At 56.8% G+C, this 21,318-nt stretch carries 21 protein-coding genes; 16 read left to right on the forward strand and 5 right to left on the reverse strand.

Features of this window, described 5'->3' with window-relative positions; all coding sequences use genetic code 11:
- Positions 1-18: 18 nt before the first annotated feature.
- The 7 genes from Q1A69_RS11250 to Q1A69_RS11280 all read left to right on the forward strand — a co-directional run bounded on the left by Q1A69_RS11250 (position 19) and on the right by Q1A69_RS11280 (position 8,915).
- Complete coding sequence (locus Q1A69_RS11250) at positions 19-2,232, forward strand: primosomal protein N' (RefSeq protein WP_299585241.1); 2,214 nt, start codon at positions 19-21, stop codon at positions 2,230-2,232.
- 82 nt (positions 2,233-2,314) lie between these two features.
- Positions 2,315-2,878: an SPOR domain-containing protein gene (locus Q1A69_RS11255; protein WP_299585243.1), complete on the forward strand. Its 564-nt coding sequence runs from the start codon at positions 2,315-2,317 to the stop codon at positions 2,876-2,878.
- 296 nt (positions 2,879-3,174) lie between these two features.
- The gene (gene hslV / locus Q1A69_RS11260; protein ID WP_299585246.1) at positions 3,175-3,714 is read left to right on the forward strand and encodes an ATP-dependent protease subunit HslV; all 540 of its coding nucleotides are present in this window, start codon (positions 3,175-3,177) and stop codon (positions 3,712-3,714) included.
- A gap of 77 nt (positions 3,715-3,791) precedes the next feature.
- The gene (gene hslU, locus Q1A69_RS11265) at positions 3,792-5,108 is read left to right on the forward strand and encodes an ATP-dependent protease ATPase subunit HslU (RefSeq protein ID WP_299585248.1); all 1,317 of its coding nucleotides are present in this window, start codon (positions 3,792-3,794) and stop codon (positions 5,106-5,108) included.
- On the forward strand, positions 5,109-5,483 hold the full coding sequence (locus Q1A69_RS11270; RefSeq protein WP_299585249.1) for a DUF971 domain-containing protein: 375 nt from the start codon (positions 5,109-5,111) through the stop codon (positions 5,481-5,483).
- A gap of 241 nt (positions 5,484-5,724) precedes the next feature.
- The gene (locus tag Q1A69_RS11275) at positions 5,725-7,266 is read left to right on the forward strand and encodes an alkaline phosphatase (protein ID WP_299585251.1); all 1,542 of its coding nucleotides are present in this window, start codon (positions 5,725-5,727) and stop codon (positions 7,264-7,266) included.
- Between the two features lie 14 nt (positions 7,267-7,280).
- The gene (locus Q1A69_RS11280) at positions 7,281-8,915 is read left to right on the forward strand and encodes an alkaline phosphatase (RefSeq protein ID WP_299585253.1); all 1,635 of its coding nucleotides are present in this window, start codon (positions 7,281-7,283) and stop codon (positions 8,913-8,915) included.
- 93 nt (positions 8,916-9,008) lie between these two features.
- Here Q1A69_RS11280 and Q1A69_RS11285 read toward each other — a convergent pair whose 3' ends face one another.
- A complete protein-coding gene (locus tag Q1A69_RS11285; protein WP_299585255.1) occupies positions 9,009-9,836 on the reverse strand; it encodes a CHAD domain-containing protein in 828 nt (275 codons plus the stop codon).
- 137 nt (positions 9,837-9,973) lie between these two features.
- On the opposite strand from Q1A69_RS11285, the gene ubiE reads away from it, so the two are divergent.
- The 8 genes from ubiE to tatC all read left to right on the forward strand — a co-directional run bounded on the left by ubiE (position 9,974) and on the right by tatC (position 15,548).
- Entirely contained in the window at positions 9,974-10,723 is a 750-nt protein-coding gene (gene ubiE / locus Q1A69_RS11290; protein WP_299585257.1) for a bifunctional demethylmenaquinone methyltransferase/2-methoxy-6-polyprenyl-1,4-benzoquinol methylase UbiE, read from the forward strand.
- Positions 10,724-10,776: 53 nt separating this feature from the next.
- Entirely contained in the window at positions 10,777-11,406 is a 630-nt protein-coding gene (locus Q1A69_RS11295) for an SCP2 sterol-binding domain-containing protein (protein ID WP_299585259.1), read from the forward strand.
- A gap of 2 nt (positions 11,407-11,408) precedes the next feature.
- Positions 11,409-13,019, forward strand: coding sequence for a ubiquinone biosynthesis regulatory protein kinase UbiB (gene ubiB, locus Q1A69_RS11300; protein WP_299585261.1), 1,611 nt, complete (start codon positions 11,409-11,411; stop codon positions 13,017-13,019).
- Positions 13,020-13,072: 53 nt separating this feature from the next.
- Positions 13,073-13,486: a phosphoribosyl-AMP cyclohydrolase gene (hisI, locus tag Q1A69_RS11305; RefSeq protein ID WP_299585263.1), complete on the forward strand. Its 414-nt coding sequence runs from the start codon at positions 13,073-13,075 to the stop codon at positions 13,484-13,486.
- A gap of 8 nt (positions 13,487-13,494) precedes the next feature.
- On the forward strand, positions 13,495-13,833 hold the full coding sequence (locus Q1A69_RS11310; RefSeq protein WP_299585265.1) for a phosphoribosyl-ATP diphosphatase: 339 nt from the start codon (positions 13,495-13,497) through the stop codon (positions 13,831-13,833).
- Between the two features lie 115 nt (positions 13,834-13,948).
- Positions 13,949-14,212, forward strand: coding sequence for a Sec-independent protein translocase subunit TatA (tatA, locus tag Q1A69_RS11315; protein WP_299585268.1), 264 nt, complete (start codon positions 13,949-13,951; stop codon positions 14,210-14,212).
- A 29-nt stretch (positions 14,213-14,241) separates the two neighbouring features.
- Positions 14,242-14,796 (forward strand): Sec-independent protein translocase protein TatB, encoded by a 555-nt coding sequence (tatB, locus tag Q1A69_RS11320; protein ID WP_299585270.1) that lies wholly within the window; start codon positions 14,242-14,244, stop codon positions 14,794-14,796.
- Positions 14,793-15,548 carry a twin-arginine translocase subunit TatC gene (gene tatC, locus Q1A69_RS11325; RefSeq protein ID WP_299585272.1) on the forward strand — a complete coding sequence of 252 codons (756 nt, stop codon included), beginning with the start codon at positions 14,793-14,795 and terminating at the stop codon, positions 15,546-15,548. Before tatB ends, tatC begins: the two co-directional genes overlap by 4 nt.
- Positions 15,549-15,999: 451 nt before the next feature.
- On the opposite strand, the gene Q1A69_RS11330 is transcribed toward tatC, so the two are convergent.
- Together Q1A69_RS11330 and Q1A69_RS11335 are read right to left on the reverse strand one after the other, a co-directional pair.
- Positions 16,000-16,200, reverse strand: a complete 201-nt coding sequence (locus Q1A69_RS11330; RefSeq protein ID WP_299585274.1) for a DUF3149 domain-containing protein — start codon at positions 16,198-16,200, stop codon at positions 16,000-16,002.
- Between the two features lie 277 nt (positions 16,201-16,477).
- Positions 16,478-16,711 (reverse strand): hypothetical protein, encoded by a 234-nt coding sequence (locus tag Q1A69_RS11335; RefSeq protein WP_299585276.1) that lies wholly within the window; start codon positions 16,709-16,711, stop codon positions 16,478-16,480.
- A gap of 140 nt (positions 16,712-16,851) precedes the next feature.
- Here Q1A69_RS11335 and Q1A69_RS11340 point away from each other — a divergent pair, with 140 nt between their 5' ends.
- Positions 16,852-17,928, forward strand: a complete 1,077-nt coding sequence (locus Q1A69_RS11340; RefSeq protein WP_299585279.1) for an aminopeptidase — start codon at positions 16,852-16,854, stop codon at positions 17,926-17,928.
- 231 nt (positions 17,929-18,159) lie between these two features.
- Here Q1A69_RS11340 and Q1A69_RS11345 read toward each other — a convergent pair whose 3' ends face one another.
- Entirely contained in the window at positions 18,160-19,167 is a 1,008-nt protein-coding gene (locus Q1A69_RS11345) for a glyceraldehyde 3-phosphate dehydrogenase NAD-binding domain-containing protein (RefSeq protein WP_299585280.1), read from the reverse strand.
- Between the two features lie 94 nt (positions 19,168-19,261).
- Positions 19,262-21,262 carry a transketolase gene (tkt, locus tag Q1A69_RS11350; protein WP_299585282.1) on the reverse strand — a complete coding sequence of 667 codons (2,001 nt, stop codon included), beginning with the start codon at positions 21,260-21,262 and terminating at the stop codon, positions 19,262-19,264.
- Positions 21,263-21,318: the final 56 nt, after the last annotated feature.

Genomic DNA, 21,318 nt, shown 5'->3' on the forward strand with positions numbered 1-21,318 from the left:
GCGGTTTATGGGGGCGGGGTGCAACAGACGGTAGAACAGAAGGTCATCTTACGGCTGGCGGTACCGGTGCCGTTGCGGCGTCTCTTCGACTATTTGCCTCCAGAGGGCCTCGACCCAGCTGAATTACAGTCCGGCCAGCGTCTGTGGGTGCCCTTCGCCGGGCGCAAACTGGTGGCGGTGCTGGTGGATATGGTGCGGGAATCTCCACACGCCAAGCTGAAGTCGGCGGAAGCGTTGATCGACGGAAGCGCCCTGTTTGCCGAGCGCGACCGCAAATTCCTGAACTGGATTGCCGACTACTATCAAGCGCCGGTGGGGGAGGTCTACGCCGCCGCCCTACCCGCTGCATTGCGCAAGGGCAAGCCCGCGGATCACTGGGCCGAGCAGTGGTTGCGGCTCACCACCGAGGGCAAGGGCTTGCCGGAATCGGCACTGGCGCGGGCACCGAAACAGCAGGCGCTACTGCAGCAGCTACTGCGCGGAGGCGAGCAGAGCCGCACCCACCTGAAGGCCCAGGGCCATACCCCGGCCGTGATCCGCGCGCTGCAGGAGCGCCATCTGGTGGAGTGGGCCTCTGGACCCACGGTGCCACCGCTACTGCCGGCGGCGGAGGCCACTGCGCCGCCGTCGCTGAATAGTGAACAGCAACAGGTGCTCGATACGCTGGATTGCAGCCGTTTTTCCGCCACCTTGCTAGAGGGCACCACCGGTAGTGGCAAGACTGAGATCTACTTGCGTTTAATAGAGCGGGTATTGGCCGAGGGACGCCAAGCTTTGCTACTGGTGCCGGAAATCGGTCTCACCCCGCAGACCTTGCGGCGTATCGCCGCGCGCTTTCCCGAGCGCAGTATTGCCGCCCTGCACTCGGGCTTGGGCGAGGGGGAGCGTGCGCAATCCTGGCTCGCCGCGGCCGGAGGCCAGGCGGATATTGTGATCGGCACCCGCTCGGCGATTATGACGCCGTTGCCGAGGCTAGGCGTGGTGATGGTGGATGAAGAGCACGACGCCTCTTTTAAGCAGCAGGATGGCGTGCGCTACTCGGCCCGCGATCTCGCGGTGGTGCTGGCGCGCAATAGCGATGTGCCGGTGCTGCTGGGTTCCGCCACACCCTCCCTAGAAACCCTGCACAATGCGCTCAGCGGTCGCTATCAGCATCTGCGTATGCGCCAGCGCGCTGGCGATGCGCGCCCACCGCAGATTCATGTGGTGCCCACCCTGCGCGAACCCCTTGAGGAGGGATTTGCGCCACAGGTGTTGCGCCATATCGGCGATACCCTGGCGCGAGGTGAGCAGGTGCTGGTGTTTATCAATCGGCGTGGCTTTGCGCCGGCACTCAATTGCGATGACTGCGGTTGGATCGCCGACTGCCCGCACTGTTCCAGCAAACTCACCATGCACCGGCGCCAACGCCAGTTGCGCTGTCACCACTGCGACTATCGCCGCCCTCTGGTAGACAGCTGCCCGCAGTGCCACAGTCGCTCCATCTCCGCTCTGGGAGGCGGGACCGAACGCAGCGAAGAATTGCTGGTTCGGCGTTTTGCCGACTACCCGGTAATTCGGGTCGATAGAGATACCACCGCTACCAAGCAGGCCCTGGACCGATTGTTGGCACCGGCCCGCGATGGCGAGCCCTGCCTGCTACTGGGTACTCAGATGCTGGCCAAGGGACACCACCTGCCGAGAGTGACCCTGGTGGTGATCCAAGATGCTGACGGTGGCCTATTCAGCGCAGACTTTCGCGCTCCCGAGCGCACCGGTCAGCTACTGGAGCAGGTGGCGGGCCGAGCCGGGCGCGGCAGTTTAAGCGGCCGGGTGCTGGTGCAGAGCCGCTTCCCCGAGCACCCGTTACTACAGATGCTGTTGGAAAAAGGTTACGGCACTTTTGCGCGCCAACTGCTGCGTGATCGTGCGGTGGCGCAGCTGCCCCCGACCCACGCGATGGCTCTGGTGCGCGCTGAGTGTGAGGAGCCGGCCTGGGCGGAGGAGTTCCTGCAGAACGCACGCCTGTTTATGCAATCGCTGGTGCCGCCCTCCCCCGAGTTGCAGTACCTGGGGCCTGTGCCGGCGCTGCTGGAGCGCAAGTCGGGGCGCTACCGTTTTTATGTGCAGGTAACTGCCCAGAATCGCGCCCAGTTGCAACCCTTGTTGGCCCAGGTGTGCGCCTGGGCCGAGGGCAATAAGAATCGGCGTCTGCGCTGGGCAGTGGATATGGATGCACAGGAATTGTCGTGAATTTTGCAGGGAGACCATGCCCACGCAGCAATTGGCGGTACAATTCGCCGGCTGAGCAGACAACCCAGGGAAGAAATCCGCAATGAGCCGTCGCAATACCAAACGCCGCACTAAGAGTTCCTCGGGCAAGCCCGCCTGGGTTTGGTTTCTCCTGGGCAACGCCGTCGGCGGTTTCACCGTTTTTTTGCTTCTGCAATACGGTGCGGCCGGCGGTGGCAACAAAGCTGCTGGTGCTGAAAGGGGGCAGACAGCCAGTTCTGAGGCGCAAAAATCCTCCGAGCCGCGCTTTGATTTCTACACCATGTTGAAAGAAAACGAAGTCACGGTGCCACCGCCGAAAGTGGCCAAGCCCGCCAGCCGGAGCGAGGCCTCATCGTCTGCGCGGGGCGCCGCGGAGAAGACCAAAAAACAGGTCTTTATTCTGCAGGCCGCCTCCTTTCGCGAGGCGGCGGAGGCGGAGCGCCTGCGCGCGCAGCTCACCCTCGCGAACCTGGATGTCAAAGTAGAGTCCGCCAGCGACAGTCGCGGCACTTGGCACCGGGTATTGGTTGGTCCTTTCAGCAACCGTTCGCGCATGGCCAAGGCCCGCCAGATACTGGCGGAGCATCGCCTGATGCCTCTGGTATTAAAACGCCCGGCCAATTGAGTCGTGAGCCGGACACCCGCTCGGCACAGTCAGTTTATTCGGTAATTTTTTCCGGGTTGCGGGCGGTCATTCCAGCCTAAACATGGCTGGGCAGAAGTGGCTTGAAATACTGCGCGGGGAGGGTGGCTGAGAGGCGCATCCGCGGTGAATAACGGGTTCTCGGTTTAGCAATTGGCCGGTCTCTTATTGAAATCGGCGCGCCCCGTCCTCACTTATCTAACCTGAATGAAATTCCCGGCGCGGAAGACCACAGGTCTTCTTCAGCCAGAGCACACGCGTAATCCGAGAGGTCTCCATTGGAACAGTATCGCGGAACCACTATTTTATCCTGTCGCCGCAACGGCAAAGTTGTGATTGGCGGCGACGGCCAGGTGTCCCTGGGTAACACGATTATGAAAGGCAACGCACGCAAAGTGCGCCGCCTGTACAAAGACAAGGTAATCGCCGGTTTTGCCGGTGGTACAGCTGATGCTTTTACCCTGTTTGAGCGCTTCGAAGCCAAGCTGGAAGCCCATGGCGGCCAGCTGACCCGCGCCGCCGTGGAGCTGGCCAAAGACTGGCGCACAGACCGGGCTCTGCGCCGCTTAGAGGCGTTATTGGCCGTGGCGGACGCCAGCGCCAGCCTGATTGTGACTGGTAACGGCGACGTGATTCAGCCAGAAGATGACCTGATTGCCATCGGTTCCGGCGGGCCCTTCGCCCAGTCGGCGGCTCGAGCACTGCTCGACAACACCGATATGGATGCGCGCTCCATCGTCCAACAGGGCCTGAAAATTGCCGGTGATGTCTGCGTATACACCAACCACAACAACACCATCGAAGAATTGACTTATTGAGTGCCCGGCGCTGTTAACAGCGCTTGAGGCCCGGCGGGCTGTAATCAGGCCCGCGCAACTGTTTTGCAGGAATTTGTATGTCCCAAATGACCCCCCGTGAAATTGTCCACGAACTCGATCGCCACATCGTCGGCCAACAGGATGCCAAGCGCGCTGTCGCTATTGCGCTGCGCAATCGCTGGCGCCGCATGCAGGTGAGCGAGGATCTGCGTGCCGAAATCACCCCGAAAAATATCCTGATGATCGGCCCCACTGGCGTGGGTAAAACCGAAATTGCGCGCCGTCTGGCGAAGCTGGCGAATGCGCCCTTTATCAAGGTGGAAGCGACCAAATTTACCGAAGTTGGCTATGTGGGCCGTGATGTGGAGTCCATCGTACGCGATCTTGTTGAGACGGCAGTGAAGCAAGAGCGCGAACAGGCGATGTCCGGTGTACAGCAGCGCGCTATGGATGCCGCCGAAGAGCGCATACTCGATGCCCTGTTGCCGCCGGCGCGCTCCAGTGAGCCGAATGATAAGGATTCCAGCACTCGCCAGCTGTTCCGCAAGAAGTTGCGCGAGGGCGAGCTGGACGATAAAGAAGTGGAAATCGATATGGCCGCCGCCCCTATGGGGGTGGAGATCATGGCCCCTCCGGGTATGGAGGAAATGACCAACCAGCTACAGGGTATGTTTTCGAATATGTCCCAGGGCAAGACCCGCAAGCGCAAGCTGCCGGTCAAACAGGCAATGAAACAGCTTACGGACGAAGAAGCCGCCAAGCTGGTCAACGACGAAGATGTTAAAACTCGCGCGATTCGCGCCGCCGAGCAAAACGGTATCGTCTTTATTGACGAAATCGACAAGGTGGCGAAACGCCAGGAGAGCGGCGGTGCCGATGTGTCCCGCGAGGGAGTGCAGCGCGACCTGCTGCCGCTGATCGAAGGCAGCACCGTCAACACTAAGCACGGCATGATCAAAACGGATCATATTCTGTTTATTGCTTCCGGTGCTTTCCACCTGTCCAAGCCGTCGGATTTGATTCCCGAGCTACAGGGGCGCCTGCCAATCCGCGTGGAGTTGAGCTCGCTGACATCCGCGGACTTTGAGCGCATCCTCACCGAACCATCGGCCTCTCTGACCGAACAGCAGAGAGCGTTGCTCGCCACCGAAGGCCTGGAACTGCAATTTACGGAAGATGGTATCCGCCGTATTGCCGAGGTTGCTTTCGAGGTGAATGAGCGTACCGAAAATATCGGCGCGCGCCGTTTGCACACGGTACTGGAGCGTCTGTTAGAGGAGATTTCCTTCGACGCCGGTGACGGCGATAAATCGCTGAATGTGGATGCTGCTTATGTCGATAGCCATCTCGGCGAGCTCAGCCAAAACGAGGACCTTTCGCGTTTTATCCTGTAAATGAAACTGCAAAAAATCCGTTTAAATCGCGCAGGGAAAAACCTGTTGCTAGTGTACGCCGACGGCGAATTCACCCTGCCGGCGGAATATCTGCGCGTCTACTCCCCCAGTGCCGAGGTGCGTGGCCATGGCAATAGCCCCGCGCTGCTGGTGGATGGGAAACTAAATGTAGGTATTGACAGAATTGAGGCTGCCGGTCGCTATGCGCTGAAAATCGATTTCGATGACGGCCACGACACCGGCATTTACACCTGGGAATATCTGTGCGATCTGGCCGAAAAATACGCGGTTAATTGGGAGGCCTATCTGGCGCGTTTACGCGCGGCAGGCAAAGGCCGTGATCCCGATGAGAGCGTGGTGAAATTTATTGGTTAGTGCTGAAGTGCGCTCTCTGCAGCGCACTTTTTATTTTTTTATTTGCGTAAAAAATCAAAAAAATAATGGAATTTCGGCATTTTTTCTCACTCCTGTAACAAGGGTATGGCTGCTCTTTTACAGTTGTAGCGCCGTACAAAGCGGTTTGGCAAAGAAAGCGAGAAGTTAATCGGCGCGTAATTCTTTTGTCACATTTCCGGACTTTAATGCTCGCCAAATTCACGAGTTCCGGAGGCCCACCGTGGCAAAAAAACTTGCCCGCGCACTCAGCGCCTTTTGCTTAATCCCTCTCGCTTCTGCGGTTTCAGCTGCGAGCCTGCCCGACTATCAAACCAATAGCGACTGGTTCACCCAGGCGTCTGACCGCCTGGAGCAGCGCGCTTCTCTCTCCCGCGAAGCCAAAACCGCAAAAAATGTCATTTTGTTTGTGGGCGATGGTATGGGAATTGCCACGCTGACCGCCGCACGTATCTTCGAGGGCCAGCGCCGCGGTCAAACCGGTGAGGAAAACAGCCTCTCTTTTGAAGAGTTTCCCCACAGCGCTCTGATCAAAACCTATAACACCGACCAGCAGACACCAGACTCCGCCGGTACCATGACCGCGATGATGACAGGTGTGAAAACCCGCGCCGGTATGATCAACGTGGATGGCCAAGCGCTGAAAGGCGATTGTGCGGCGAGCCAGGATCTGGGCCTGAACAGTTTTCTCGAAATGATGGAAAGCCGTGGCAAGGCCACCGGTATCGTTTCCACCGCGCGCCTCACTCATGCCACCCCGGCGGCGACTTACGCCAAGAGCCCCAACCGCAAGTGGGAAGCGGAGGCGGATGAGGGCTGTACCGACATCGCCACGCAGATGGTGGAAATGGGTATTGGTGACGGCATGGAAGTGATGCTCGGTGGTGGGCGCGATTTCTTCACTCCAGTAGCCGACGGTGGCCTGAGAGAGGATGAGCGCAACCTAACCGGTGAGTGGCTGCTGCGCTACGAAGGTGAGCAGAGCGCGGTCTATGTCGAAAACGGTTTCGAGTTGGCGGCGGTGGATATCGCCAATACCGACAAACTGATGGGGCTCTTTACCGGCGATCATATGAGCTACGATGCGGATCGCATCGCCAAGAACAGCGAAGAACCCGGCATCGTCGAGATGACCACCACCGCCATCGATGTGCTGCAAAAGGATGAAGACGGCTTCTTCCTGATGGTGGAATCCGGCCGGGTCGATCACGCTCACCATTCCGGTAACGCCTACAACGCCCTGAACGAAGCTATCGAACTGTCCGATGCAGTCAAGGCGGCCCTGCAGAAAGTAGACCTGGAAGAAACCCTGATCCTGGTGACCGCTGACCACAGCCACGTAATGAATATGGCGGGCTATCCGACCAGGGGTAACCCTATCCTGGGCAAGGTGATCGGTAACGATGACAGCGGCGCGCCAAATGAGACGGTCTCCCTGGCCGAGGATAACAAGCCCTACACCACCCTCACCTACACCAATGGACGCGGCTTTGCCTATGTGGATTCAGGTGAAAACACCGATGCGGATAAGCGCGATGACTATGATATCGCCGCCGGCCGCCATGATTTGACAGGGGTGGACACCGAAAAGCCCGGTTTCCACCAGGAATCTCTGGTCGCTCTGGGTGGCGAGAGCCACGGTGGTGAGGATATCAGTTTGCACGCGATTGGCGCCGGTGCCGAAAAAGTACAGGGACACCTGGAACAGAGCGCGGTTTTCCACATAATGACAGCCGCGACCGACCTGTCGCTGTCAGAAGAATAATTGGGGCATTGATTATGAAATTGTTTAAAAAGACCCTGCTGGCCTTTTCCATTGCCGTGCTGGCCAGCGCCTGTAGCGACGACAACTCCGACTCCAACAACCCAGCTGAGTTGCCGGACAGCACCGGAACACCGCAGCAACAGGAAGACCACCTAGGTATTTCCAGCGCGCAGAGTAAAAGCAGTTGGTTTGAGGAGGGTCAGAAAGCGGTAGCAGCGGCGAGTGCCGAGGAAATCAACAATACGCCGGGAGCCGCGAAAAACATTATTTTGTTCGTCGGTGATGGCATGGGTATCTCCACGGTGACTGCCGCGCGTATTTTTGCCGGGCAGAAACTGGGTCTCGACGGCGAGGAATACCAGCTGAGCTTTGAGAAAATGCCCTACGCGGGCCTGGTGAAAACCTATAACACCAACCAGCAGACCGCGGACTCCGCCGGTACCATGACCGCTTTGGTCACCGGGGTGAAAACCAAAGCTGGCGTTCTGAGTGTGGCCGAAGATGTCGCCCGCGGTGACTGCACGGCCAGTCTCGACCGCCCGCTGACCACCTCCCTGGAGCTGGCTGAAGAATTGGGTAAAAGCACCGGTATTATCAGCACCGCGCGTATTACCCACGCCACGCCTGCAGCCACCTACGCCAAGGTGCCCGAGCGCGAATGGGAATATACGGCTCCCGACGGTTGCCGCGATATTGCGACTCAGCTGGTCGAGCTACAGGCCGGCGATGGAATCGACCTGGTGATGGGGGGGGGCCGCCGCAACTTCCTGCCGAGTGATCAGAAGGATTTGGAAGATAAAGATGGCAAGCGCACAGACGGCCGCAACCTGATCGAGGAGTGGAAGGAGCGCTACAGCGATGGAGTGACTACGTCTGTGTATGTGGAAGACAAAACGGCATTTGATCAATTGGATGTGGCCAACACCGACAAGCTGCTCGGCCTGTTTAATGCCTCCCATATGCGTTACGAGGCGGATCGCGCCAATGATGTGGCCGGTGAGCCCTCTCTGAGTGAGATGACCGCCAAAGGGCTGGCGATGATGCAGAAAAACGATAAGGGCTACTTCCTGATGGTGGAGTCTGGTCGTATCGACCACGGCCACCACGCCAACAATGCCTTCAATGCCCTCAGCGATGCGGAGGAGTTTGCCAAGGCGGTTCAGGTCGCTATGGATAGCACCAATGCGGAAGATACCCTGATTATTGTCACCGCCGACCACAGCCACGTGATGACCATTGCCGGTGGCACCACCCGCGGCAATCCAATCCTGGGCAAAGTGATCAAAAACGATGGCAGCGGCCTGCCCGAGGAGACCCCCAAGCTGGATAAAGAGGGCCTGCCCTACACCACCCTGAATTATGCCAATGGCCGCGGTTTCGCGGATAACGGTGATAATACCGACGCGGATGACCGCTATGATGGCGATATTGTGGCGGGGCGTCAGGACCTCACCGGTATCGACACGACCGCGCCGGGTTTCCACCAGGAGGCTCTTATTCCCCTGTCGGGTGAGACTCACGGCGGTGAAGATGTGGGCGTCTGGGCCCGCGGACCCGGTGCGCACCTGGTGAGCGGTACCAATGAGCAGAACTATTTGTTCCATGTGATGGCCCGCGCCGGCGGTCTGCTGGAGCAGAGCGCCGAATAAATCGGCGGCCCTGGAGGCGCGGGAATGCGACCCGCGCCTTTTTCGATTCCTAAAGCCTTTTCGTCTCTCGGCACCCTGCCTCCGCCCCCTTTTTTATACACTTGCTTTCCCCTCGGAGAGTGTCTTGTGGGCGAAGAGTGCCCGGCAGCGAGCGTCTATTTCTCGACGCAATCGTTCCTTTTGCCCGTCTGTCATTTCGAGCAATCGGATTAATTCTTTTCCCAGGCTCTCACTGGTGGTGATGGCCAGGATGCGGAGCAGGAAGAGGTCGCGCCAGTCTCCCAGTATTTGGGCGAGTTGCCCGAGGGGTTCACAGCGAATCTCTATCGATTGTGGGTACCTTCCTCCGAGAAGGCGGCTGTGATACCAATGGCTTTTCACCCGTTTTCGCAACTGATGTAGCTTGTAGGCGTTGTCCCCATAGCGCGTGGCCATCCAGGCTTTGCGCGCGCGCCGATAATCTCTTGAATAGGCAGAGGCGATATCTTCCCAGTGAATATTTTGCGGGGGCCATTTGTGGATATCCGCTTGTGCCTGTGTCAACAACTCTTCGACTCGCTGAAAGCTCCCTTGTTCGGGCTCTGCGTTGAGCATCTGTTGCAGCAACCTGTGCATCTTTTCGAAGTGGGCGGGGGGCGCGAGGGAGAGTAGTGCGGCACGCACAGAGACCAGGTCGCGACTTGCCGAGAGGCGCTGCGCGATGTTGCGATAACGATTATTCTCGAGCTTATAACGCAGGTTTTTATCCCGGTACACCAGGCGCAGCAGCGCGCGGAGCTTTTTGCAGTGCTTGCGCAATTCGTGCACGGCGTGTGCCTCTGGCAGCAGCCGGGCATTGTCGAGTGCGGCATGGATTTCTGCGCTGGCCACCAGGCGTAGGCCCAGTTCAACCGGTGTGCCGCTTTCGAGGCGGTAATCCATGGTTTTTTCCCAGCCCTTTCTCTGCTCCCGTAATACCCAATGTTAGCGAGTTGCTGCTGTGCACAGCATGGACGCTGTTCCACCGGCGCCGGCGATGTACAATGGCCCTCTGAAATTGGCTCAGCAGGCAGCACAGCATGAAGGATCGCAAGACCACCCACTTCGGCTACCAAGAGGTCCCGGTGGAGGAAAAGGCCGGTCGTGTGGCGGAAGTGTTCCACTCAGTGGCGGCGCGTTACGACGTCATGAACGATTTGATGTCCGGGGGTATTCACCGCCTCTGGAAGCGCTTTACCATCGAATTGTCCGGCGCGCGGCCGGGACAGAAAATTTTGGATATCGCCGGTGGCACGGGCGATCTCACCGCGCGTTTCTCGCGTATTGTGGGCGCCAGTGGCCAGGTGGTGCTGGCGGATATCAACGAATCAATGTTGCGCGTCGGCCGCGATCGGCTGCTCGATCGAGGTATCGCCGGCAACGTGGTACCGGTACAGGCGGACGCCCAATACCTGCCCTTCCCCGACAATACCTTCGACTGCATTACCATCGCCTTCGGCCTGCGCAATGTCACCGACAAAGATCTGGCCTTGCGCTCCATGTTGCGGGTGTTGAAGCCCGGTGGACGCCTGCTGGTACTGGAATTTTCCAAACCGGAATCGAAGTTGCTGGAAAAAGTCTACGATCAGTACTCTTTCCGGCTGCTGCCATTCATGGGTAAATTGGTGGCCGACGATGCGGAAAGCTACCGCTACCTGGCGGAGAGCATCCGCATGCACCCGGATCAGGAAACTCTCAAGCAGATGATGGCGGATGCCGGTTTTGTCGATTGTGAATTCCACAACATGACCGGCGGTATTGTGGCGCTGCATCGGGGCATTAAGCCCTGAGTGATATCTGACATGATCTCCCCCCAAGCGTTGGCACGAGGCCGAAAAGCGCCATGAGCGACCCCACTTATCGCGCGGGTTTTGACGCCGCGCTGGAAACCGCCATCAATACTGCCCTGCAGTACGACCCGGCAACCCGTACGCGTCTGCAGGCACTGGATGGCACAGTCATGGCGCTCGATCTGAGCGCACCAACGCTGCAATGCTGCCTGTGTATTGAGGGCGATCAGGTACGTGTGCGTCAGCACTGGGCGGGGGATGTCACTACTTCTATCCGTTGTTCCGCCATTTCTTTAGTGCGCCTGTTGAAAGACTCGGATGCCACACCGGCGGCGCTGGGGGTATCGATCAGCGGTTCCAGTGCCCTGCTGGCGGAATTGCAGTGGATTATGAGTGACCTGGATATCGACTGGGAGGCGCCGTTGGCACAACTGTTCGGTGATATCCCGGCTCACTCCATTGGCAATGCACTGCGCAGTGCGGGCAGTTGGTTGAGCGCGAGTCTCAGTCGCGCACCGGTGGCGGCGGCGGAAACGATCAGTGAAGAGTGGCAGCTGACTCCACCCCAGGCACAATTTGAAGCCTTTGCCGACGACCTTTCCGAGCTGTCCCTGGCGACCGAACGCCTCGAGGCGCGTGTGCGCCTCTTGCAGGCACAGTTTTCCCGCGGGGAGGCCGAGTAGTTTTGCCGTTATTTCGCAGTGTTACCATCGCGCGGGTTTGCCTGCGTTACCGCCTCGATCAATTATTACCAACCGAGCGCCGCCCGCTGTGGCTGCGCGGGTTACTCGCACCTCTCAAGCTACTGCCGCAACCGAAGATGGAGCGCGGCGAACGCCTGCGCCGCGCCCTGGAAGAGTTGGGACCGATTTTCGTCAAATTTGGCCAGCTGCTTTCCACCCGCCCGGATCTGCTACCGTCGGATGTCGTCGAACAGCTCGATTACCTGCAGGACAAGGTACCGCCCTTCCCCAGCGATCAGTGTCGAGGATTGATCGAGGAGGCTTTGGGTGCAAGTGTCGATGAAGTCTTTGCCAGCTTTGAGCGCGAGCCCCTGGCGGCGGCCTCGGTGGCACAGGTGCACGCGGCGGTGCTCAAGAGCGGTGAATCGGTAGTCGTGAAAGTGCTGCGCCCAGGCATCGGCGAAGTCATCCAAGAGGATTTGCGCCTTTTGCGAGTGATTGCCCGAGCTATCGAGCGCTTTGTGCCGGAGGGCCGGCGCCTGCGCCCGGTGGAGGTGGTGGAGGACTACCGCCACACCATTGAGGGCGAACTGGATCTGACCCGTGAGGCCGCCAATGGCACTCAGCTACGGCGCAATTTCAGTCAGTCGCCACTGCTGTATATCCCTCAGGTCTACTGGGACTACACCCGCGAGAATGTCTTGGTGTTGGAGCGCATCGACGGCATTCCGGTTACCGACATGACTCAGCTGCGCGCGCAGGACACCAATATGCCGTTGTTGGCCGAGCGCGGTGTGGAAATTTTTTTTAAGCAGGTTTTCGAATACAACTTTTTCCATGCGGATATGCATCCGGGCAATATCTTTGTCTCCCGCGAGCATCCGCAGCGCCCGCAGTATATCGCCATCGATACAGCGATCGTCGGCAGCCTGTCGCGCGAGGATCAGTACTACCTGGCGCGCAACCTGCTGGCCATGTTCCGCCGCGACTACCGCATGGTGGCGGAGCTGCATGTGCAGAGCGGCTGGGTCCGGGCCGATACCCCGGTCAACGCCTTTGAGGCGGCAATCCGCGCTGTGTGTGAGCCCATCTTTGAAAAGCCACTCGGCGAGATCTCCTTTGCGCGGGTGCTGATCAGCCTGTTTCAGACCGCGCGCCGCTTCGATATGGCGGTGCAGCCCCAACTGGTGTTGTTGCAGAAGACCTTACTGAATATTGAGGGGCTGGGTCGTCAGCTTTATCCTGAGTTGGATCTGTGGAAGACTGCTCATCCATTTTTGGAGCGATGGATGCGTGAACGCATTCACCCGAAAACCCTGCTGGGCGAGATCAAGCGCTACGGGCCGGAGTGGCTGGAAAAGTTTCCGCAGATGCCGCAACTGGTGTATTCCGCCCTGGAGCAGTCGCGGGAACTGGCGCCGCAATTGGAAAGTATTGGTGAGAAACTGGCGAGTGGCCAGCGCCGTGGGCGCTGGCAATATCTGCGCCGCGTTGGTGGGGTATTGCTCGGTGCCGGCGCACTGGCGATAAGCCGCCCACAATGGCTTGAACAGTTGCCGCCTTCGGGGTGGCTGCTGGGGATCGCCGCTTTGCTGCTGTTGCTCTGGCCCTAGAGCTGCGGCGGGAGTATTTGCCGGCGGTGTGTCGGCCTACACTTGGAATTCTGATGGAAGAGACATTGACTCAAGCGAAACCGACCAGCGGCTTTCTCGATCAGGTCCGTTGGAACAGCGACGACTTGGTACCCGCCATTGCTCAGGACTTTAAAAGTGGGCGGGTGCTGATGATGGCTTGGATGAATCGTGAGTCCCTGGCACTGACGGCCAGCGAGGGCTACGCCGTCTATTGGTCGCGTTCACGCAAAGGCCTGTGGCGCAAAGGGGAGTCCTCTGGCTTTTTACAGAAGGTGCGCGAGATACGCCTCGATTGCGATGGCGATACGGTACTGCTGCTGGTGGAGCAGGAAGGAGGCATCGCCTGCCATACCGGCCGCAGCAGCTGTTTTTACAACCTTTTGCAGGACGGTGATTGGCAGGTTTCTCAGCCGGTCCTGCAAGACCCCAAAGCGATTTATAAGTGAGTCCCACCATGAGCGATCTGCTACAGCAACTCGACGCCGTATTGGAAAGTCGCAAGTGTGGGGAGGACAACGATCAATCCTATGTTGCCAGCCTGCACAGGAAAGGCCTGAATAAGATCCTAGAGAAGGTTGGCGAAGAAGCGACCGAAACTATTCTCGCCGCAAAGGATGCACAGACCAGTGGCGACAACCGGGATATGATTGCCGAGACTGCGGATCTGTGGTTTCACTCGATGGTGATGCTCTCGCATCTGGGGGCGGACTCCCAGGATGTGGTGCATGAACTGGGGCGGCGTTTTGGCCTCTCCGGGCTGGAGGAAAAAGCATCCCGCTGCAAAGAGGGATGACAGTTCTCCCAGGGGTAATGGCGTAACAATCCCCTGGTAAATTGCGGTTTGACCCATGGCAACCGTTGGCTGTGTACTGTCAACGGCTGCCGTATTAAATGACATGGAGACAATTATGGGATTCGGTGGAATTAGCATCTGGCAGCTGTTGATTATTTTGGTCATTGTCCTGCTGCTGTTCGGAACCAAGCGCTTGAAAAACCTCGGTGGTGATCTGGGCGGTGCAATTAAAGGCTTCCGTAAAGCGGTGAAGGATGAGGATAAGAACAAGGATAAGGACGAAGAAAAAGATCCCGAACGCCTGCAACACGACGAGGACGAAAAGCCAGAGCAGGGCAGCGTCTCCAAGGAAAAAGACAAGCAGTCTCAGGACAAGTAATTCGGTACTGTTAACGCGAGAAATGCCCTGTGTTTGATATAGGCTTTTTTGAACTGCTGCTGGTCGCTGTGGTGGCGTTACTTGTGGTTGGCCCAGAGCGCCTACCCGATGCCATTCGTACCACGGCGCGCTGGTGGTCCGGTTTAAAGCGCACTTTGCAAGGTGCCCGCGAGGAGCTTGAGCGGGAGGTGGGCGCCGATGATATCCGCCGCGAACTGCACAATGAGCGCATCCTGCGCGAGATTGAGGAAAGCCGCCAGGAAATGGAGAAGACTTTCAGCGAGGCCAATCGCGAGATTAACGAGTCTCTGCAGGCTCCCGAGGAAGACAAATCCACTCCCAGTGAAACATCTGTGCCTGAGGAAAAAGCTGCAGCCAAGGTGCAGCAAGAGCCAGCCCACCCACGTGCGGAAAAAGAGGATTATTTACCCGAGCAGGACGAAACGGTGGAAGAGCTGCAGGACCCGGAATACCCGGAGCACTGGCACGAATTCGGCGACCCCGAGTTAAATCCGGATCATCCGGAGAACGTCCCCCCGGTTGAAGAAAAAGAATCGCAACAGGAAAAAGACAAACAACCATGAGCGATCAAACGCAAGACAGACACCAGCCATTTATCGATCATTTGATCGAATTGCGGGATCGCCTGCTGCGCACCCTGTTGGTCGTGGTGGTCTTGTTCGCCTGTCTCGTGCCCTTTGCCTCGGATATTTATAACTTTATTGCCAATCCCCTGCAGGAACGCTTGGTGGGCGATGCTGGAATGATTGCCACAGAGGTGACTTCCACTTTCCTTACGCCATTTAAAACTACCTTTATTGTATCGTTTTTTATGGCAATTCCGTTTGTGCTTTATCAGGCCTGGGCTTTTATTGCCCCCGGCTTGTATAAGAATGAAAAGCGCATCGCGATTCCAATCCTAGTGACCAGTGTCTTGCTTTTTTACGCAGGTGTTGCTTTTGCGTATTTTGTAGTATTTCCCATTTTATTTGATTTCTTCGTTGGTTCGGCTCACGCGGATATCAAAGTAATGCCGGATATGCGCAGTTATCTGGATTTAGTGTTGAAGCTGTTTTTTGCCTTCGGCTTTGCCTTCGAAATCCCTATCGCCACAGTGCTGTTGATCTGGAGTGGCGCGGTGGACGCTAAGACTCTAGGCAGTAAACGTCCCTACGTTATAGTGGGTTGCTTTCTGATCGGCATGTTGCTCACACCACCGGATGTTATATCCCAGTCCTTGCTGGCTTTCCCTATGTGGCTATTGTTTGAGGTAGGTATTTTATTTGGGCGTTGGATTACTTCGCGCAAGGCAAAAGAAGAAGCTGAGAAGTCTTAACTGGTAGGCCATAGGCCACATCGATTTAAGTTAGCACTCATTGATGGTTTGCCCTGTTTGATTGTTCAGACGAGCGAATTCTATCCGTATGGAACTGAGCTGGTTAGTAGAGCTTGGAGAGAATCGGCAGAGTCAAAGAGCATTACCGCTATATTAAAATGCCCCGGCAGTTTCCACTGCCGGGGCAATCACCCTGTTGTTTTATCTGCTCTGCCCAAAACTCATCCCATGCTCTCAAAATGGGACTATTTCGACATCGACAGTCTGCGTTCCATGCAGGAAAAGCCAATCGATATTGGTTTTTGCGCCATTTCTGGCAAGCCCCCATCGCAACAAAAACCAAACGGTCGGCTGAGTAATTGCCGAGAATCAAGAGAGCGCCTAAGGCTCGAATGAATGCCGGCGCTGCAAACAAGTTGTGGCAATTATGCTAACCCTGAGACCCTAGATATTAGCGTGGTAACGTGGCTCCGGTGGGCTTGCTCACCCTGGAAGCTGCCGCCCGCTCTCTCTGCTCCTGTTCTGCAACTTCCCTCTCCACATTGTTGCGAATCAGGCGATAAAAGTAGACTGCCATCAGGAATATAAACGCGATTACGGCGAGGCTGAGCAGGCCGGAAAAGCTGGTAAATAAATCAATCAAAGCGTCCATCTTTCTCTCCAGTACGCCAATGCTTCAGCTATGCAGTTTAGGCCGTCACCGGGTAAGGCTCTTGACCTAAATCAACTGAGGTCGAGTTACTAAAAAGAGGGGCGAAAGGCGTTCAGGCGGTAACTTGTGAGAGATGGATACGGCCTACGGCAAAGTAGGGATATATTCCCGCTCTAGCGCCGTGAAAGGCTTCCTTATCTTATGACCTTTTGGTCTGCTGTCGCTGGTGAAACAAATAATTAAGCTGAGGCGATGTGGGCTCAACAATAAAGAAGGGCTATTGCAGGGCAAAGCTTAGGATTATACAGACCATGGCGGCACCCAATAATTGATAAAGTTCTTTTTCCCGTTGCCATTGTGGCAAAACAAGCAGCAGTGCCAGAGGCGGAAAAAATAGGGCCAGAAATCCAGCCAGGGTGCTATCGGCAAAGCACACACACAACAGACGCAGCCAGGCGATGGCGATAAACACCAGGGCAAATACCGTCAGGATCGCGCTAACCGGCATCATGCTATAACCCTTAGAGGCTTTTTGTGGGATGAGAATGCATCCCTGGCTGGACACTTATAAAAATGAAAACCGGAAAGAGAGTGTATATCAGTATGCTGATCACAAGGTTGTTTAGGCGCCAGGGAAGCTGGTGTATTTGGATGCTGGTTGCCTCTGCATTTCTGGTCGGCTGTGAAACTGTGGGCTACTACGCCCAGGCTGCTGCCGGTCAGTGGCGTATTTTATCCGCACGAGAACCCATAGAAGAGGTTATCAACAAGCCAGGTACCAGTGAACAACTACAACAGCAGTTACAACTTATACTAGAGATCAGAGCGTATGCCGCCGAAGTTTTAAAATTGCCGGTAGGGAATGCCTACAGCGCCTATGTACAACTTGATGACACCTATCCAATCTGGAATGTGCTCGCCGCTCCAGAATTCTCCCTAGCGCCAAAGCGCTGGTGCTATCCAATAGCCGGCTGTGCCAGCTATCGTGGCTACTTTCGCAAGTCTGCCGCAGAGGCCAAGGCTAACAGCCTGCACGCACAGGGCTACGATATTTATCTGGGCGCAGTCCCCGCTTACAGTACGCTCGGCTGGTTCGACGATCCGATACTTTCTAGTTTTGTAAACTGGCCCCAGGAGCGTCTGGCCGGTCTTTTATTTCATGAGTTGGCGCACCGACGAGTATATATTTTCGGGGATACCCAATTTAATGAGAGCTTTGCCACCGCCGTCTCTGAAATTGCCCTGCCCGGTTGGCTCCGTAGCCAGGGGCTGGTGAGCTCCGCAGACCGTGCGCGTGCCGAAACCCTGTCTGTACGCCAACTGATGGCGGCTACGCGCAGGCAACTGAAGCCTATCTACCAATCTTCAGAAGCAGACGATGTAAAACGAGAGCAAAAAGCTCAGGTTTTATCCCGGCTGCGTCAATGCTATAGAAAACTCTCCGCGAACTGGCCCAATCCCGCACGCTATCAGAACTATATAGAAAAAACCAACAACGCCACGCTGGCTTTGGCTGCAGAGTATGAATCCCAGGTTCCAGCCTTTAAGCAGCTTTATTTGGATAGCGGTAGTTGGGAGGTTTTTTATGATGCGGCGCAAAGGCTGGGGGATTTAGATAAAACTGATAGAGAGGAAAGTTTGCGTGTGCTTGGGGATAGATATCGAAGAGAATTCTCGCCACGAAATTTGGAGTCTTCTTTTGATGCAGAGAGATGTTTGGAAAATTAATAGGCGAGGGGTAATGAAGCTAGACTACATATTTTTTGTAAATCACACGTACATAAACGTGTTGTTATTGATGAATAAATGACTTTGGGGAGTCAGAATCAAAGATCAGAAACTGCTTATGTGTTTAGTTATGGCGGGCTCAATTTAGTATTATGTGAAGCCAAGATGGATGATTAGCTTCACGGCTCTATAGTAATTTATCCACTAAATTGGCGATTTTTCTGGTTCTATTCATAAAAGCCGTTTAGCCACATCCAGCATCCGATTCGCAAACCCCCACTCATTATCAAACCAAATCAAAATCTTCACTAACTTACCACCGGCGACCCGTGTCTGACTGGCATCAATAACCCCTGAGCGCGGGTCGTGATTAAAGTCGCAGGAGGCGAGGGGTTCTTCGGTGAAGCCGAGTACGCCTTTAAACTCTGTCGCGGCTATGGATTTTAGTAAAGTATTGACTTCACTTTGGCTCACGTCTTTATTTAATTGCACAGACAGATCTATGGCGGAGACGTTGACGGTGGGGACGCGCATAGCCTGGGCTTCGAACTTCCCATAAAGGTGCGGAAGTATGCGTTCGATGCCGCGGGCAAGGGCGGTGTCGACGGGAATTATTGAAGTAACGGCGGAGCGGGTTTTTCTTAAATCGGTGTGGTGGTAGGCGTCGCTCACCGGTTGGTCGTTCATGGCGGAGTGGATCGTGGTCAGCACACCGGCTTCGATACCAAATGCCTGATCCAGTGCCGCGATCACCGGTACGCTGCAATTGGTGGTACAGGAGGCGGCTGAAATAATGGTCTCACTGCCGGTTAAGGTGTGATCGTTCACACCATAAACAATCGTGGCATCTACATCGCGACTGGCGGGTTGGGAAAATAAAACTTTTTTGGCTCCGGCGGCCAGGTGTAACTCCGCTCGCCGGCGCTCTTTAAAGCTGCCGGTGCATTCGAGCACGAAATCGACTTTTTCCCGCCTCCAATCCAGATCCTCCAGTCGTTGATAATGCGTGACCGCGATACGGTCGCCATTAACGGTAAGAGTGTCACTTTCCACCGATACATCACCGCCAAAACGCCCGTGAACCGAATCGTATTTGGTCAGGTGGCCGATGGTGGCACAGTCGGCCAGCTCGTTGATGGCGACAATCTGTAGAGCGTCGCGGGCACCGGATTCGTACAGGGCGCGTAGAACGGAGCGGCCGATGCGGCCGTAGCCATTGATGGCGAGTCGGGTCGTCATAGCGGTAATGCCGGATAGGATTTGAGGGTGACACTGTGACACCCCCCGCGCTATTAAGCGACAGGGGGCGCCTGGCTGGAGCCTGTTGCAGGGGTTAGTTCAGCACTTTTTCGACGGTTTCCACCACATTTTCCACGGTGAAGCCGAAGTGTTGCATCAGTTCACCGCCGGGGGCAGATTCGCCGAAAGTACTCATGCCGATAATGGCGCCGTCGAAGCCGACGAACTTGTACCAGTAATCCTGATGGCTGGCTTCCACGGCCACACGTGCGCGCACGTGGGAGGGCAGTACAGACTCTCGGTAGGAGGTGTCCTGCTCCATAAAGGCTTCGGCACAGGGCATGGAAACTACGCGCACTTTCTTCCCGGTCAGTTGTGCTTTCGCGGCCATAGCCAGTTCCACCTCGGAGCCGGTGGCGATAATGATCGCTTCCGGGGTGCCCTCGCAATCGGACAACACATAGCCACCCTTCTCCACTTGAGCGAGCTGTGCGTTATCGCGTTCTTGCGGCGCCAGGCCCTGACGGCTGAATACCAGAGTGCTGGGGCCCTCTTTGCGCGCGATGGCCATCTTCCAGCTTACGGCGGACTCAGTGGCATCGCAGGGGCGCCAGGTGTGTAGGTTGGGGGTAGCGCGCAGGGCGCTGAGTTGTTCAACGGGCTGGTGGGTGGGGCCGTCTTCACCGAGGCCGATGGAGTCGTGGGTGTAGACGAAGATCACGCGCTGTTTCATCAGTGCCGCCATGCGCACGGCGTTGCGGGCGTATTCCATAAACATCAGGAACGTAGCGCCGTAGGGCACAAAACCGCCGTGCAGGGCGATGCCGTTCATCATGGCGCTCATGCCGAACTCGCGTACACCGTAGTAGACGTAGTTGCCGGAGGCGTCTTCGGCGCTCACACCCTTGGAGCCAGACCAGATGGTGAGGTTGGAGCCGGCCAGGTCGGCAGAGCCGCCGAGAAATTCGGGCAGCATTGGGCCAAAGGCATTGAGTGCGTTTTGGCTCGCTTTGCGCGAGGCAATTTTCTGCGCATCTTCCTGGCACTGTTGTATGTAGTCGTCGGCTCGGGCGAGGAAGTCTGCAGGCAGTTCACCGTTCATGCGGCGTTCGAATTCGGCGGCCAGCTCGGGAAATTCTTCCCGGTAGTCGGCGAAAATATCTTTCCACTCGTCTTCCTGGGCCTCGCCCTTGGCTTTGGCATCCCAACCGGCATAGATATCTTCGGGAATTTCGAAGGGCGGGTGGGTCCAGCCGATGGTTTCGCGGACCAGAGTGATTTCATCGTCGCCGAGCGGGGCGCCGTGGCACTCTTCGCGCCCCTGCTTGTTGGGGGAGCCGAAGCCGATCACCGTTTTACAACAGATAATGGTGGGCTTATCGCTGTTGGCGCGGGCTTCTTCGATCGCGGCCTTAATCGCGCTGGCATCGTGACCATCTACATTGGGGATCACGTGCCAACCGTAGGATTCGAAGCGCTTGGGCGTGTCGTCGGTAAACCAGCCTTCCACCTCGCCATCAATGGAGATGCCATTGTCGTCGTAGAACGCGATCAACTTACCCAGGCCCAGGGTCCCGGCCAGGGAGCAGGCCTCGTGGGAGATACCCTCCATCAGGCAGCCGTCACCTAAAAAGGTGTAGGTGTGGTGGTCGACCAGTTCATAGCCGGGGCGGTTAAATTGGGCGGCCAGAACTTTTTCTGCCAGTGCCATACCCACGGCATTGGTGATGCCCTGGCCGAGGGGGCCTGTGGTGGTCTCTACACCGGGCGCATAGCCGTATTCCGGGTGGCCCGGGGTTTTGGAGTGCATCTGGCGAAAATTTTTCAGCTCTTCGATCGGCAGGTCGTAGCCGGACAGGTGCAGCAGTGAGTACAGCAGCATGGAGCCGTGGCCATTGGAAAGCACGAAGCGGTCTCGGTCGGCCCAATGGGGATTGGCCGGGTTGTGCTTCAGGTAGTCATTCCACAGGACTTCGGCGATATCCGCCATACCCATAGGCGCACCGGGGTGGCCGCTGTTGGCTTTCTGGACTGCGTCCATAGACAGGGCGCGGATGGCGTTGGCCTTGTCTGTGCGAGAGGGGGTAGAAGACATAGGAAGAGCTCTCTGGTTTTCGGGTGGCCGCGGTGCTGCTCTGCAGGCGGTTTCCC

The organism is uncultured Microbulbifer sp. (assembly GCF_947498635.1).
Lineage (GTDB): Bacteria > Pseudomonadota > Gammaproteobacteria > Pseudomonadales > Cellvibrionaceae > Microbulbifer > Microbulbifer echini.

Coding starts and splice junctions, on each gene's coding strand:
- hisI (WP_299585263.1), top strand. CDS start 13,073: ATGGAAGAGACATTGACTCAAGCGAAACCGACCAGCGGCTTTCTCGAT.
- Q1A69_RS11255 (WP_299585243.1), top strand. CDS start 2,315: ATGAGCCGTCGCAATACCAAACGCCGCACTAAGAGTTCCTCGGGCAAG.
- ubiE (WP_299585257.1), top strand. CDS start 9,974: ATGAAGGATCGCAAGACCACCCACTTCGGCTACCAAGAGGTCCCGGTG.
- Q1A69_RS11295 (WP_299585259.1), top strand. CDS start 10,777: ATGAGCGACCCCACTTATCGCGCGGGTTTTGACGCCGCGCTGGAAACC.
- Q1A69_RS11345 (WP_299585280.1), bottom strand. CDS start 19,167: ATGACGACCCGACTCGCCATCAATGGCTACGGCCGCATCGGCCGCTCC.
- Q1A69_RS11285 (WP_299585255.1), bottom strand. CDS start 9,836: ATGGATTACCGCCTCGAAAGCGGCACACCGGTTGAACTGGGCCTACGC.
- Q1A69_RS11330 (WP_299585274.1), bottom strand. CDS start 16,200: ATGGACGCTTTGATTGATTTATTTACCAGCTTTTCCGGCCTGCTCAGC.
- Q1A69_RS11310 (WP_299585265.1), top strand. CDS start 13,495: ATGAGCGATCTGCTACAGCAACTCGACGCCGTATTGGAAAGTCGCAAG.
- Q1A69_RS11280 (WP_299585253.1), top strand. CDS start 7,281: ATGAAATTGTTTAAAAAGACCCTGCTGGCCTTTTCCATTGCCGTGCTG.
- Q1A69_RS11335 (WP_299585276.1), bottom strand. CDS start 16,711: ATGATGCCGGTTAGCGCGATCCTGACGGTATTTGCCCTGGTGTTTATC.
- Q1A69_RS11340 (WP_299585279.1), top strand. CDS start 16,852: ATGCTGGTTGCCTCTGCATTTCTGGTCGGCTGTGAAACTGTGGGCTAC.
- Q1A69_RS11270 (WP_299585249.1), top strand. CDS start 5,109: ATGAAACTGCAAAAAATCCGTTTAAATCGCGCAGGGAAAAACCTGTTG.
- tatC (WP_299585272.1), top strand. CDS start 14,793: ATGAGCGATCAAACGCAAGACAGACACCAGCCATTTATCGATCATTTG.
- tatA (WP_299585268.1), top strand. CDS start 13,949: ATGGGATTCGGTGGAATTAGCATCTGGCAGCTGTTGATTATTTTGGTC.
- tkt (WP_299585282.1), bottom strand. CDS start 21,262: ATGTCTTCTACCCCCTCTCGCACAGACAAGGCCAACGCCATCCGCGCC.
- hslU (WP_299585248.1), top strand. CDS start 3,792: ATGTCCCAAATGACCCCCCGTGAAATTGTCCACGAACTCGATCGCCAC.